Below are 12,368 nucleotides of genomic sequence, written 5' to 3'. Positions count from 1 at the left end.
AGCGTTTGATAGAGGAATATAACAGAACAGTGGGGGGCGTTATTTGAACCAAATTACATTTGAAATTGACGGAGACGTTCAAGCGCAACAAAGACCGAAGTTTTCACGAATGGGTAAAGGCGTAAGTGTACGTGATCCAAAGGAATCTAAAGACTATAAAAGTTTTGTTAGATTAGTAGCTTCAGATCATGCTTTGGATGAATTAATAACGGCCCCAATTATTTTGTGCATTGATGTCTATAGAAAAATGATCAAAGAGATTATGAAAAGCAAAAAGAAGTATCAGCAGGTTCAAATTGGAGTTTAAAGACCAACAACTAAACCTGACATAGATAATCTAGTTAAGGGCATTAAGGATGGTCTGAGTAAGGTTATATGGCATGATGACAGCCAAGTGATTGAGTTGGTTGCAAGGAAGTTTTATTCGGATAAACCTAAGGCGGGTAGTTACTATTGAGTGGGAGTGAATAGAGAATGAAGGAATCAGATTTATTTGAACCGGTAAAGGAATTATTGTTGCAATTCCTGAACCAAAGAATACGGCTCCAAACAGATTTGCAAGAACAGTATTAAAAGGTTATGGGATTGGTCTGATATATGTAAAAGGAGAGAAAGCATACATAGATATTTCAAGTACAGAACATGAGATTCAAATATAAAAATGCGGTATACGTTGTAAGTGATGGACAATTAAAACCAGTTGATCCACCTCCAACAGGATTCGGTAAACAGGAGATTAGTTGGCAGAATGGGAAGCCTACTCATAGTGAGATTAAGTATACTCAAAGGTTTTAGTTGATAATAATCACCTCTTTAGTTTCTTAGAGGTGTTTTTTTATTGGATATTTATGTTGAAATCACTATAAAGATTGTGAAGATATGTACTTAAAATAACGGGGCAGGTTAGTTGAATAAAGACAAAAAATCGCTATTGAAGGTCCACAAATTACCTGCATCCTAAAGAATTTGGATTCGGTTCTAATAATATCTCCTAGAAGTAAAGTAACAACTCAAAGCCTAAGTCATACAATATGATAAAGATATTGAGGAGGAACTATCATCAAAAGTAATGATGAATATTCACAGGAATATTCTGATATGGTTAGAATATGTTTAAATCCATATTGTAATAATCCACATTGTCGGTGTGGGGATCAATGCGTATGTACACCAAATCAACATTGCGGGAATCAAAAAATGAGTTCATTCCAATCGATTTGTGAACAGTTCGCGCAAATCGTTGGTGGGAAAGCAGAAATAAATCAAGATGTTTGTTCTGTATCTTTGAAACGAAGTTTCAATGCTAGCGTGCAAGGTAAACCAAGTAAGACCGTTACACCTGCAGGAATTGAATTTGAATCATTGGACCAGAATGGAAATGCCTTAAACATCTTGGAGATTGCTATTTTACAAGAAGAGATACCATCATTCATGTGGGCGGTTACACAGCAAGGTCTTATTGTAAGTGCTTTGCATAATCACTGGATTTTTGTAGAGCCTATGATACTATATATGCATGTTCAATCTGTTGAACCGCCATTACAATTTGCAATAAAGGTTGAAAGAGCGTTCTCCTACTTAAGCAGTAGACCCATTCCATAATACTTTTACAAATGAAGATAAATCATGAGAGAATTATTCGTCATAAAAGAAATTATTCTCTTCAACAACAAGGTACTTTAGCTGAAGGGAACCTACTTGTTTAATAACCCCAATAAGTTCATTTCATCATTTCGGGTCTTTAGCGACAACTGCTACTTTCAATTCTATAAATTCTCATTAAATAGATTATTCTTTATCAGAAACAAAAAACGGTCTTATCATTTCATTATCTTCGAGCTTCAATACATGACAATGCCATACATACAAACCTGTGTAAGGACCAAAATTCATAATTATTCGAGTTAGTTTGTTAGGATTAGCTCGAACGGTATCCTTTGGCTGCACGAAACCTCCGTCCGTAGAAATTTGATACGGAATTAAGCTTCATCCAAAAAAACTAGTATTGGAACCATTTAAAAGCCTAAATAGGTATGTACTTTACCATTCACTAGGACGGTTTCCCTCAATCCTTACTCAACAAAAGGAATATTATTGTCATCCCCATAAGTAACAATGAATGTTAGTTTATTTAATAGAGGCCTTTGATGTTTGCTTCGGCTTTCCAAATGAAATTCACCTTTTTCATTAGCCTCGTTTGTGCCGCTAATTGTCGTGCTATTATCACTACTGATTCAAATAAGGGTGTGAAGTTGGTCGGTTTTTTAATACGGACTCTCAAATGGTCCAAGAGCTGTGCGACCTTCCTTCACTTCTACTATAAAAAAATAGTAGCACAAACCATGGCCATGGTTTGTACTACTAATGTTTGTATGTTTTTCTTATTCAACTAAAGGGGCAGCTGAGTTCAATAAAGAAAATAAATATAAAAACCCCTAAATGAACAATTTAGGGGTCTTTTGGTTCCAAGCAATTTAAGCAAGATTGATTTCAGCAATCCATTGTGAAATGTTTCACTGAAACTAAAGATATTAGGAAAGTGAATTTTGAACTCAACGTTTAATTTCATGTAAATGTTTTTGTTCAAAAAGAAGCCTAAAGGATCTTAATGATTCTGAAGATAGATAATGAATTAAGGCAATGATTCCTCCTGTAAAGTTTGAAATTAAATCTAAATCTGTATCTAATAAACTGGGTTGATTCTTGATTAACTAATTTTACAGATGAAGATTTAGTAACACTTGTGTCATTAAAACGTATTACTGATGATGAACGACAAGAACTATTAACATTAAAGTAAATGTTCAGTAGGAATAACACTACATTTTGTCGAATATAAAGCTTTGAAAAGGGGAAGAGGTATGTCATCTATATTTAAGAGAATTGATACAGTTTTCTTACAAGTGTATGATTTTGACAAAGCAATAAAATGGTACTGTGATGTGTTGGAATTTAAACTTAGATGGAAAGATGAAACAGGAGGATACGCTTGCCTAGAGATAGGTGAAACACCTTTAACATTGGTTCGCAAAAGCAACAATGATGAGCAAGAAAAAAATAGTCATATTTCTTTTAATTTTTATACTTCAAACATAGATACTGCACGTAAACATTTGATACAGAGTAATGTAACTGTTGAACCAATAAATGACGATGGCAATGTTAAATGGTTTAAGTTTCAAGACTTAGAAGGGAATAATTTAGAGGTGTGTTATTTTCCGGAATAGATTAAAAGAGGGCATCCAATTAAATTGAGTGCTCTTTTATATTTTAGACATAGAGGTGCAGAATGATTGATGATGCACATAGGGAACATAAAAATTGGATCAACACGAAAGCTTGTTAAAAGAACATGAAGGCGTATTAGGAATATAAAGCGTCGTAACGGTCAATCGACTAGCAGTATTTTTATTGTTAATTTTACGTATAAAATAGTTGTTTCCCTCCGATAATTATTACTGGAGGTGGATAGAAATGAGCGATTTAAATGGAATAGAAAAAGCCTTGGGTGAAATGAGCGATAAAAACACTCTAGTGTTTTTTATGAATTCTATGATGAAATTACTAGATGAAAATAACTTGATTACAAATGAAGAGTTTGAAATATTAAACCAAGAGGGTAAAAAGGTGTTGAAAGTCAAAGATGAGTAGCTGAAATTAAACACAACCAATTAGAGGTGTGTTATTTATTAAAGAGATTACCAAAAAGAATAGTTAACTTCAAAGACTGAATTTTATTGTTGGAAGCTAAAGTATATAATTGAGATAATAATGTTAGGTTTGCAGGAAGGGGGAGAAAGATGAGTAAATATAGAATCAGTTATTTCTCTCAAGACTTAGATTTTTTAGGACAAGAATACGTAAATGGTATTGATTTAAAGCATATTTCAACACAAACATTAGAAAATTAAATGATGAATTTTTAGAACTAGAGACAGAATTTAATAATAAAACTAAAAAAAATTATTATTAACTTCCGACATATCGAAGTATTCAGTGACTGTTTTTGAAGGATAACCGATTTATTTTATTATAGGTACGTTTTATTAATATAGCAATTTCTAACACTGCTTCACTACGAACTAGTGTTTTTATTATGCTGTTATTTTTATTGTTAAAAAGCAAAGAAATTTATTAAAGGTAACCTCTTCTTCTTTGGCGAATTATATTGATGAAGGAGGGGGTTATGATGATAGAATATCAAATAGAGCTATCGTATTTAGATAATGGAAAAGCAGTTCATAAAACAGTGAGTTTTAAAACAGAAATAAAACGCAATGAAATTTATAGAACAATTTGTACAAAATTTGCTGACCGACAAGTTACTGTGGAATATTTAAGAGAACATAGTGGAATTCAGGTTTCAAGTTATAATTATAAGGAAACAAAAAGTCCTCTAACTATTGCACAATTCGTACCAACAGCTTATTTTAAAGAGGAAGTTATTACTGACGTATTAGCAATATTGGAAAGTAAAGCGTTAATATAATAATCAGCACATCCAATTGGGTGTGTTTTTATATGCCTTCCACAGCTATTGTGGAGGGTTTTTATTATGCAGAAAAGTAGGTGGATGAATGGAAATTGCAGCAGAAGTAGCTACAAGCAAAGCAGTGTGGGCTATATTATGTATCTCATTGGCCGGTGTAGTAATACGAGAGTTACACAAATTATTTGGGTCGTGGGGCTGTTTTTTTGTATCTAAATATCTATATAATAAGTAAAAAAGTACTAAGTCAATGTAAAGGTGAAAAATATAATAGATAATACTTGTACTATGTATATATTGGAGGGATTTACTTTGTCTAACAACGTTTTAAAAGGTGATTATGAAAAGTATACAGTCATTAACCTTGGTGGAACTATCTATTTAACTAAGATCTTTAAGCGTAACGTTGAGATATCAGCAAAAACAATTGAAAGTTATGAGGATATAGCAGAAGAATCTAAGACAAGCGGTTCAAGTGCTGCACTTAGAGGTACAGTTGGGGCATTGTTATTAGGACCTCTTGGTTTGGCAGCTGCATTTACAGCTCGTTCAAAAGGAGTCTATACAGTACATGTGAAATTTAAAGATGGAAAGCAGTCAATCATTGAGATAGATGATAAATATTTTAAAATGCTAAAGATGGAATTTGTTGAAAAAGTATAGTTTATGAGACGATTCGAGTTGGATAACTACCCGTAAAACAATTTCTCGAATGCTCTCATGCAATGTTTCTTCTATATTAATAAATCAAATATATACCAAAAAGCCCTGTCCTTAATCGGATGGGGCTTTTTTGTTTGTCTGTAAAAAACAAAAAACCTGAACATTTGCTCAAGCCATCATCAAGCTGCTTTACGCATTAATGACATTATGAAGCTTACTATTAAAATTAGAATAATTGAACCAAGTAAAGCTGGGAATATATAGAAATCACTTAAGGCTGGTCCCCATTGACCAAATAAACTTCCACCTATCCAAGCACCAATAATACCTGCAATAATATTACCAATAATTCCGCCTGGTATGTCCCTACCTATAATTAAGCTAGCTAACCATCCTAGAATACCACCTATAATAAGAAACCAAATAAAACTAAACATATATAAACCTCCCTTAATCTTAATGTTATATTTCCCGAAAAACTAATTATTAAACATCTATTGAATAATAAAAAATGTATCAGAATCTAATGTTTGTTGTAGATAGGTGATGATTTTTTAATTTCCAGAGATAAAGGGGAAATATCACATTTGTCGAATACATATCAGTAAAGTGAACATCTAACCGGTGTGGCTTTTTTTGCTTTAACACAAACGAATGACTAGTCGGCCAAAACCCCTAATTGGATAATATTCGTTTGTTTGAGAGTGAAATATATGAAAAATAAATAAATAGTCGTACAAAAAATGGATTGAATTTTATTTTTCCCCATCTTTTTCAATTTTTCATTATAATAAACACAAGAATATTTTGATATTTAGTTAAGAAAAGGGCAGTTATTAGGAGGAAGGTAAGATGCAATTAGAAAATGAAAGAATTTATTTAAGAACTCTTAAGGAATCAGATGCACCAATAGTGCTAGGAAATACAACAGATGAAGAAATACGTTATATGACAGGTACAAAATCTAACTTTACGTTAAACCAGATAAAAGCTCATATAAATAATCTAAATAATGATTCATCACGTTATGATTTTGCCATCTGTTTAAAAGAGAGTGACCAAATGATCGGAGAATTATCTATCTTTGAAATTGATGAAGAAGATAAAAAAGCAGGTTTTAGAATATCAATGAGTTCTATTAAATTAACGGGAAAAGGATATGGGACTGAAGCAATAATAATTGTATTGCGCTTTGTTTTTGAAGAATTGAAATTGAATCGTTTGCAACTAGAGGTATTCAGTCATAATCTGCGAGGAATACGAGTATATGAAAAAGTTGGCTTTGTAAAAGAGGGTGTTTTACGTGAATCCTTATACTATAACGGTACTTACTCTGATGAAATTATCATGAGTATACTCAGAAAAGATTATGGAAATTTGCCATTAAAATAATCTTATTTTAGAAATTGTGTGTCTTTGTGAAAGTGCTGCAGCAAATGGAAGCATACCTAATTTCTATACCTAATTTCTTTTTCACATTAATCACACTTTCTTGTTAGTATTATACCTACTTAATTGGAATATATATAATGAATTTGATTATACTGTTTTATAAAGAGTGAAATATATATATTGTCAAATATGTAATATACTTACTTATTATAATTGCTTATAGTGGTTGTGGAGGTGAGTCTAGATGGAAAATATAAAAATTCACTTATCCAATGGAGAGAAAATTTTTATGAATATATCATTAGAAGAATTTAATGATCTACACCTTGATGCTGAAGGAAATTTCATAAGTGGCTTTATTTCATTGGAATTAAATAATTTGAAGGGTGACCTTATTACACAAATATTTACAAAACATATTGTAGCGATAGAAGAAGTGGAAAACTAAGTTAAGAGTCACATTTTGATGTGGCTTTTTATTTGGAATAAATTAAGCAATTAGCATATTGAGGTGATTGGAAAACAATTACTCATTCGGAGGTGGTGAAATGAAAGATGGCTAGACCTAGAGAATTAAAGAATCTGCTTGATTATCTGTGGAATTTATATATAAAAAAACAGCGTAAACCAGTTTAATCCTGGTATAACGCTGTTTTTTTAGTTTGTATGGTTGTAGATCACAATAGCTAATTTCAGACGCGCAAAGTATATTATAACATTGCTAAGCCGAAAGCTAATGTAGAAATAACCATAATAGCAATCATTGCATATACAACAATTTTTTGAAATTTCTTATTACTCATTTCTCGTTCGCTCCTTCTTTTCCTACAAATATTCTATCAAATTTGAAAAATTACACAAGTGCTAGAGTTTTTATTATAAATTATGTACAATTGTGTTATACAACAAAGAAGGAGTTGGGGAGAAGTGGAGAACGTGGACCACATCGGTATTGCAGTAAGTAATCTTGATGAACAAATTACATATTACACAGATGTGTTGGGCTTACCTTTGTTAAAAATAGAAGAAGTAGTGACCGAGCAAGTTCGTGTAGCATTTATAGATGCGGGGAATACACATATTGAATTGCTTGAACCGATGAGTGAAGAAAGCGCTATCTTTAAGTTTATTGAAAAAAGAGGCGAAGGTATTCACCACGTTGCTCTAGGGGTAAAGGGTATTGAAGGGAAGATGGCAGACCTTCGCGAACAAGGAGTTCGCCTATTATCAGATGAACCACGTCCTGGCGCTGGTGGCTCAAAAATGGCCTTTATTCATCCAAAGTCATCTAATGGAGTGCTTTACGAGTTATACGATAAAAGTGAGTCGGGGGAGTAATCATCTATGGATATGTTCGATAAAATCAATGAGTTATATGATAGAAAACGTGAGATTGAATTAGGTGGCGGTGATGACCGCATCGTAAAACAACATGAAAAAGGTAAATTGACTGCACGTGAACGTATTAACTTACTAGTAGACGAAGGTACTTTTGTTGAGATTAATCCTTTCGTTAAACATCGAACTACAGACTTTGGTATGGATACAAAAGAAGGACCTGGAGATGGTGTCGTGACAGGTTACGGTAAAGTAAACGGTCGTCCAATCTACCTGTTCTCACAAGACTTTACAGTTTTCGGCGGTGCACTTGGGGAAATGCATGCAATGAAAATTGCGAATGTTATGGATTTAGCGGCTAAAAATGGTACACCTTTCGTTGGCTTAAACGATTCTGGTGGTGCTCGTATCCAAGAGGGTGTTGTATCTCTTGATGGATATGGTCATATATTCTACCGAAACTCGATCTATTCTGGTGTGATTCCACAAATCTCAGTTATTATGGGACCTTGTGCAGGAGGAGCAGTATATTCACCAGCAATTACTGACTTCGTATTCATGGTAGATAAGACAAGCCAAATGTTCATCACAGGACCAAAAGTAATCGAAACAGTAACTGGGGAGAAAATTTCTTCTGAAGATTTAGGTGGTTCAAAAGTTCATAACTCAATTAGTGGAGCTGCACACTTCCGCGGGCCATCTGAAGAAGAGGTATTACAACAAGTACGTGATTTACTTGCTTACCTACCTCAAAATAATGAACAAAAACCACCAAGTATTGAACCACAAGACAATGACGATTATTTAGAAAATATTATTGAATTAGTTCCAGTAGAAGCGACTCGTCCATATGATATTCGCAAAGTTATTGAAGAAATCGTTGATCCAAGTTCGTTTATGGAAGTACATAAAGAATTTGCGAAAAATGTCGTGGTCGGACTTGCTCGCATTAAAGGGGACGTTGTAGGGCTAGTATGTAACCAACCAAAAGTAATGGCTGGTGGACTTGATATTGACTCATCAGATAAAGCATCTCGTTTCATCCGTTTCTGTGACTCATTCAATATTCCAATCATTACATTTGAAGACGTTACTGGCTTCTTCCCAGGTATTAAACAAGAGCATGGTGGTATTATCCGTCATGGCGCGAAGATCCTTTATGCATACTCAGAAGCAACTGTACCAAAAATTACAGTTATCCTTCGGAAAGCATATGGTGGTGCATACGTAGCACTTAACTCTAAAGCAATCGGTGCTGATATGGTATACGCTTGGCCGAACGCTGAAATTGCTGTTATGGGACCAAATGGAGCAGCGAACATCATCTTCGCTCGCGAAATTGATAACAGCGATGATCCAGAGGCAACACGTGCTGCGAAAATTGAAGAATACCGCGAAAAATTCGCAAATCCATACGTAGCAGCATCTCATGGCTTAGTAGACGATGTAATCGACCCACGCGAGACACGTATCAAACTTATCCAAGCTCTTGATATGATGAAAACGAAAAAAGAAACAAGACCAGCTAAGAAACATGGGAATATTCCACTATAATGCTGAGAACGCCCGTATAGAGGAAGATAGCCAAAGAACGCCACATCCTGTGGCAACGGCTATCTGACCCACATAGTGTGGGCCCGCGACAGGCACTGGAGGGCTCGAAACAAAAGCATCACTTCAGCTTTTGTCCGAGAGACCGAAGTGACCCAAGCAGCTGGCGTTCGAAGCTGGAAATCCGACTAAATGCTTAGTTAGTCCGTATAACCGCTACAGGCGTTAATACAAGACAAGCATAGAAAAACAGTCAAGACCAACATTTATGAAAAGACCTCCAATCGTTAGGCAATCTAACAGTTGGAGGTGCTTTTTTGGCCAGGTATTCATTTGATAATAAATCAGTTGTGGTTAAACATTATCTTTTTAGGAACAACACCATATACTCTGAATCATAGTATTCATTTTTGATTTTAAGTGCGCGTTCTTCCAGTCCATATGTTTTGAACCCCATTTTAGTATAAAGATTCCTTGCAGTATCATTTGTTGTTATTACTTCTAAATTAATTTTTTCTATGGTTTCAATTGACTTTGCATGATTGATTACCGCAGATATGAGTGCTTTACCAACGCCTAACCCACGAAATTTAGAACTTACATACATAGCGAAAATATTAGCCCTATGATGAAGTTTTGAAGTAGATTCTTGAACCAAAGTTACAACCCCAATTAGTTCTTTATCATTGAAAGCCCCAAATGTGAAAGTTCCTTCGCTCGATAAATTTTTTAACACAGTCTCAACAGGAGAATCTCTTTTAATAGCCTCTTCATAACTTGAAGAAAATGCTTCGGGGTTATTTTTTAATGCTTCTAACCTTAAATCCCAATAACTTTTTGCATCTGATGATTCTAACAATCTAATATCCATAAGTGCTCCTTTCGAGTAGCAAAGTAACAATTTGTAGTAGAAGTTGAAAATTTAAATGATCCAATCAGACTTTAAATTAATTCCCCTCACATCAACAAAAATCCTTCGATTGAATAGTTTTAATATTTATTAAATTACTCTTCACACGCAGCTAAAATATATGTAGGGGCTAATTTGGATGCAAATTTAATCCATTTAATCTATCAAATTATATTGATTATTAGAGAATCGCTAAGTAAATTACAGGAGTTCACTTAAATTCTATGCTAAAATAAGGGAATAAGAAGATAGTAAAATCTAGTTTATAAAGGGGTTCTTTCATAATGACAAGTCGTATCGTAGAAGAATTTTTGGAACTCGTACAAATTGATTCTGAAACATTCCATGAAGAGAAAATTTCACCGGTATTAAAAACTAAATTAGAAGCATTAGGCTTTGAAGTCGAAGAAGATGATGCAGCAAGCCGTAATGGCCATGCATCAGGTAACTTAATCTGTACTTTGCGTGGGACTGTAGATGCACAACCAATTTATTTTACATCGCATATGGACACTGTAGTGCCTGGTAAAGGAATTAAACCAATTATCAAAGAAGACGGCTATATTCATTCTGATGGTACAACAATTTTAGGTGCGGATGATAAAGCGGGTATAGCAGCACTTCTTGAATTACCAAAACGCCTAAAAGAACAAAATATCGCGCATGGTGATATTCAGTATATTATTACTGCTGGCGAAGAAAGTGGTTTAGCAGGGGCGAAAGAGCTAGACCCATCGAAAATCTTTGCTAAATATGGCTTTGCAGTTGATAGTGACTGTAAAGTAGGTGGCATCGTAACTGCAGCACCTTTTCAAGCGAAAGTGGAAGCAATTATCTATGGTAAAACAGCCCACGCTGGAGTTGCACCTGAGAAAGGAATTTCAGCTATTACTGTTGCAGCAAAATCAATTGCAGCGATGAAATTAGGTCGTTTAGATGCTGAAACAACAGCAAACATTGGTCGCTTTGAAGGTGGACAAGCAACGAATATCGTTTGTGATGAAGTGCATATTTTAGCTGAAGCCCGTTCAATTAATGAAGCCAAATTAGAGGCACAAACTGACCATATGAAAGAAGTTTTCGAACAAACTGCTGAAAAAATGGGTGGTAAAGCCGAAGTAACTATTAAGCGCATGTACCCAGGTTTCCGATTTACTGAAGGCGATTTAGTCGTGAAAGTGGCTCAAGAAGCAGTTCGTAAAATTGGTCGTACACCAGAAATTTTGACAAGTGGTGGGGGTAGTGATGCAAACGTAATCGCTGGATTTGGTATCCCTACAGTCAATCTTGCTGTCGGTTATGAAGACATTCATACAACAAAAGAACGTATTCCAGTTGAAGAATTAGAGAAACTTGCGGACTTATTAGTGGAAATTGTAAAATGCGCGGCTGAAGTTAAATAACACATATTACAAGAAGAGGTAGAAGCCAATGTCTAGTAGTAAAGTAGTCGTTTTCCGTTGTGGTCAAGAAGAATACGCTGTTCCCATCGATCACGTCGTATCAATCGAGAAAATGGAACATGTTAATCCCATTCCACACTTACCAAGCTATGTAACAGGTTTAATGAGAATGCGCGGAGAATTAATGCCGATATTAGATTTCGAGCAAATCTTATACAGAGGTCAAGCAGCGGGAGATCAAGTGCGAATAGTTGTTTTACAAACAGGCGATTTCCTATTTGGTCTACTCGTTGTCGAAGCAAAAGAAATTCTCGATATTCCAGCTGAACATTTGCAACAAATAGGTCTGGTGAATTATTCCAAAACAAAATATTTCACATCAGTTGCCAATTTAGAAGAACGAATGATTACAATCGTTTCGCCTTCAGTACTAGTTGACTCGCTTGAAGGAATTAAAGAAATCAAAGCCTATATGCAAAAATTAAAAGAAGACGAAAGAGCAGCAAAAGCTTAGTTCGTCTTGAGATAAGGCATCCTTAGTCGAAGTGAACTGCCCCGTAAAAGTTAGACACCATTCTAACTTTTACGGGGGTTTTTTTATGGCAAAAGTACGAGTTGAACA

At 34.6% G+C, this 12,368-nt stretch carries 16 protein-coding genes and 2 pseudogenes; 14 read left to right on the top strand and 4 right to left on the bottom strand.

Going from position 1 to position 12,368, the window contains the following annotated elements; genetic code table 11:
- Positions 1 to 43 precede the first annotated feature (43 nt).
- The 3 genes and pseudogenes from AMD00_RS06350 to AMD00_RS06345 all read left to right on the top strand — a co-directional run bounded on the left by AMD00_RS06350 (position 44) and on the right by AMD00_RS06345 (position 1,602).
- Positions 44 to 457 (top strand): annotated as a pseudogene (locus AMD00_RS06350) (RusA family crossover junction endodeoxyribonuclease).
- Between the two features lie 185 nt (positions 458 to 642).
- Positions 643 to 795 carry a DUF3954 domain-containing protein gene (locus tag AMD00_RS22810; RefSeq protein WP_083446142.1) on the top strand — a complete coding sequence of 51 codons (153 nt, stop codon included), beginning with the start codon at positions 643 to 645 and terminating at the stop codon, positions 793 to 795.
- Between the two features lie 402 nt (positions 796 to 1,197).
- Positions 1,198 to 1,602, top strand: a complete 405-nt coding sequence (locus AMD00_RS06345; RefSeq protein ID WP_053416204.1) for a DUF1259 domain-containing protein — start codon at positions 1,198 to 1,200, stop codon at positions 1,600 to 1,602.
- 186 nt (positions 1,603 to 1,788) lie between these two features.
- Here the strand turns inward: AMD00_RS06345 and AMD00_RS22805 are convergent.
- A pseudogene (locus tag AMD00_RS22805) lies at positions 1,789 to 1,938 on the bottom strand (multicopper oxidase domain-containing protein); the annotation flags it as partial.
- 923 nt (positions 1,939 to 2,861) lie between these two features.
- Here AMD00_RS22805 and AMD00_RS06340 point away from each other — a divergent pair.
- From AMD00_RS06340 to AMD00_RS06330, 5 genes are all read left to right on the top strand, one after another.
- Complete coding sequence (locus tag AMD00_RS06340) at positions 2,862 to 3,227, top strand: VOC family protein (protein ID WP_053416203.1); 366 nt, start codon at positions 2,862 to 2,864, stop codon at positions 3,225 to 3,227.
- 247 nt (positions 3,228 to 3,474) lie between these two features.
- The gene (locus AMD00_RS23170; protein ID WP_157059188.1) at positions 3,475 to 3,651 is read left to right on the top strand and encodes a hypothetical protein; all 177 of its coding nucleotides are present in this window, start codon (positions 3,475 to 3,477) and stop codon (positions 3,649 to 3,651) included.
- 535 nt (positions 3,652 to 4,186) lie between these two features.
- Positions 4,187 to 4,489, top strand: a complete 303-nt coding sequence (locus AMD00_RS06335) for a hypothetical protein (protein ID WP_157059187.1) — start codon at positions 4,187 to 4,189, stop codon at positions 4,487 to 4,489.
- A gap of 88 nt (positions 4,490 to 4,577) precedes the next feature.
- On the top strand, positions 4,578 to 4,724 hold the full coding sequence (locus tag AMD00_RS23165; RefSeq protein ID WP_157059186.1) for a hypothetical protein: 147 nt from the start codon (positions 4,578 to 4,580) through the stop codon (positions 4,722 to 4,724).
- Between the two features lie 77 nt (positions 4,725 to 4,801).
- Positions 4,802 to 5,152: a hypothetical protein gene (locus AMD00_RS06330; protein WP_053416201.1), complete on the top strand. Its 351-nt coding sequence runs from the start codon at positions 4,802 to 4,804 to the stop codon at positions 5,150 to 5,152.
- Between the two features lie 179 nt (positions 5,153 to 5,331).
- Here the strand turns inward: AMD00_RS06330 and AMD00_RS06325 are convergent, their stop codons facing one another.
- Positions 5,332 to 5,589, bottom strand: coding sequence for a GlsB/YeaQ/YmgE family stress response membrane protein (locus AMD00_RS06325; protein WP_053416200.1), 258 nt, complete (start codon positions 5,587 to 5,589; stop codon positions 5,332 to 5,334).
- 415 nt (positions 5,590 to 6,004) lie between these two features.
- On the opposite strand from AMD00_RS06325, the gene AMD00_RS06320 reads away from it, so the two are divergent.
- Positions 6,005 to 6,544, top strand: a complete 540-nt coding sequence (locus AMD00_RS06320) for a GNAT family N-acetyltransferase (RefSeq protein ID WP_053416199.1) — start codon at positions 6,005 to 6,007, stop codon at positions 6,542 to 6,544.
- Positions 6,545 to 6,788: 244 nt separating this feature from the next.
- Entirely contained in the window at positions 6,789 to 6,992 is a 204-nt protein-coding gene (locus tag AMD00_RS06315) for a hypothetical protein (RefSeq protein WP_053416198.1), read from the top strand.
- Between the two features lie 262 nt (positions 6,993 to 7,254).
- Here AMD00_RS06315 and prli42 read toward each other — a convergent pair whose 3' ends face one another.
- Positions 7,255 to 7,347, bottom strand: coding sequence for a stressosome-associated protein Prli42 (prli42, locus tag AMD00_RS23160; protein WP_155981185.1), 93 nt, complete (start codon positions 7,345 to 7,347; stop codon positions 7,255 to 7,257).
- Between the two features lie 124 nt (positions 7,348 to 7,471).
- Here prli42 and mce point away from each other — a divergent pair, with 124 nt between their 5' ends.
- Together mce and AMD00_RS06305 are read left to right on the top strand one after the other, a co-directional pair.
- Positions 7,472 to 7,882 (top strand): methylmalonyl-CoA epimerase, encoded by a 411-nt coding sequence (gene mce, locus AMD00_RS06310; RefSeq protein WP_053416197.1) that lies wholly within the window; start codon positions 7,472 to 7,474, stop codon positions 7,880 to 7,882.
- Positions 7,883 to 7,888: 6 nt separating this feature from the next.
- On the top strand, positions 7,889 to 9,436 hold the full coding sequence (locus AMD00_RS06305) for an acyl-CoA carboxylase subunit beta (protein WP_038184838.1): 1,548 nt from the start codon (positions 7,889 to 7,891) through the stop codon (positions 9,434 to 9,436).
- A gap of 358 nt (positions 9,437 to 9,794) precedes the next feature.
- On the opposite strand, the gene AMD00_RS06300 is transcribed toward AMD00_RS06305, so the two are convergent.
- Complete coding sequence (locus tag AMD00_RS06300; protein ID WP_053416196.1) at positions 9,795 to 10,304, bottom strand: GNAT family N-acetyltransferase; 510 nt, start codon at positions 10,302 to 10,304, stop codon at positions 9,795 to 9,797.
- A 323-nt stretch (positions 10,305 to 10,627) separates the two neighbouring features.
- Here AMD00_RS06300 and AMD00_RS06295 point away from each other — a divergent pair, with 323 nt between their 5' ends.
- Together AMD00_RS06295 and AMD00_RS06290 are read left to right on the top strand one after the other, a co-directional pair.
- Positions 10,628 to 11,746: a M20/M25/M40 family metallo-hydrolase gene (locus AMD00_RS06295; RefSeq protein WP_053416195.1), complete on the top strand. Its 1,119-nt coding sequence runs from the start codon at positions 10,628 to 10,630 to the stop codon at positions 11,744 to 11,746.
- A gap of 28 nt (positions 11,747 to 11,774) precedes the next feature.
- The gene (locus AMD00_RS06290; RefSeq protein ID WP_053416194.1) at positions 11,775 to 12,260 is read left to right on the top strand and encodes a chemotaxis protein CheW; all 486 of its coding nucleotides are present in this window, start codon (positions 11,775 to 11,777) and stop codon (positions 12,258 to 12,260) included.
- The last annotated feature ends 108 nt before the right edge of the window (positions 12,261 to 12,368 follow it).

The organism is Viridibacillus arvi (assembly GCF_001274945.1).
GTDB classification, from domain to species: Bacteria; Bacillota; Bacilli; order Bacillales_A; family Planococcaceae; genus Viridibacillus; species Viridibacillus arvi.
Note: the sequence above shows the minus strand (reverse complement) of the source record. Positions and strands in the feature narration are given on the sequence as shown.

Excerpts from the sequence above, each read along its gene's own strand:
- AMD00_RS06305 (WP_038184838.1), top strand. The coding sequence starts at position 7,889 with ATGGATATGTTCGATAAAATCAATGAGTTATATGATAGAAAACGTGAG.
- AMD00_RS06295 (WP_053416195.1), top strand. The coding sequence starts at position 10,628 with ATGACAAGTCGTATCGTAGAAGAATTTTTGGAACTCGTACAAATTGAT.
- AMD00_RS06320 (WP_053416199.1), top strand. The coding sequence starts at position 6,005 with ATGCAATTAGAAAATGAAAGAATTTATTTAAGAACTCTTAAGGAATCA.
- AMD00_RS06345 (WP_053416204.1), top strand. The coding sequence starts at position 1,198 with ATGAGTTCATTCCAATCGATTTGTGAACAGTTCGCGCAAATCGTTGGT.
- AMD00_RS23165 (WP_157059186.1), top strand. The coding sequence starts at position 4,578 with ATGGAAATTGCAGCAGAAGTAGCTACAAGCAAAGCAGTGTGGGCTATA.
- AMD00_RS06290 (WP_053416194.1), top strand. The coding sequence starts at position 11,775 with ATGTCTAGTAGTAAAGTAGTCGTTTTCCGTTGTGGTCAAGAAGAATAC.
- AMD00_RS06315 (WP_053416198.1), top strand. The coding sequence starts at position 6,789 with ATGGAAAATATAAAAATTCACTTATCCAATGGAGAGAAAATTTTTATG.
- AMD00_RS23170 (WP_157059188.1), top strand. The coding sequence starts at position 3,475 with ATGAGCGATTTAAATGGAATAGAAAAAGCCTTGGGTGAAATGAGCGAT.
- AMD00_RS06300 (WP_053416196.1), bottom strand. The coding sequence starts at position 10,304 with ATGGATATTAGATTGTTAGAATCATCAGATGCAAAAAGTTATTGGGAT.
- AMD00_RS06340 (WP_053416203.1), top strand. The coding sequence starts at position 2,862 with ATGTCATCTATATTTAAGAGAATTGATACAGTTTTCTTACAAGTGTAT.
- AMD00_RS06325 (WP_053416200.1), bottom strand. The coding sequence starts at position 5,589 with ATGTTTAGTTTTATTTGGTTTCTTATTATAGGTGGTATTCTAGGATGG.
- prli42 (WP_155981185.1), bottom strand. The coding sequence starts at position 7,347 with ATGAGTAATAAGAAATTTCAAAAAATTGTTGTATATGCAATGATTGCT.
- AMD00_RS22810 (WP_083446142.1), top strand. The coding sequence starts at position 643 with ATGAGATTCAAATATAAAAATGCGGTATACGTTGTAAGTGATGGACAA.
- AMD00_RS06335 (WP_157059187.1), top strand. The coding sequence starts at position 4,187 with ATGATGATAGAATATCAAATAGAGCTATCGTATTTAGATAATGGAAAA.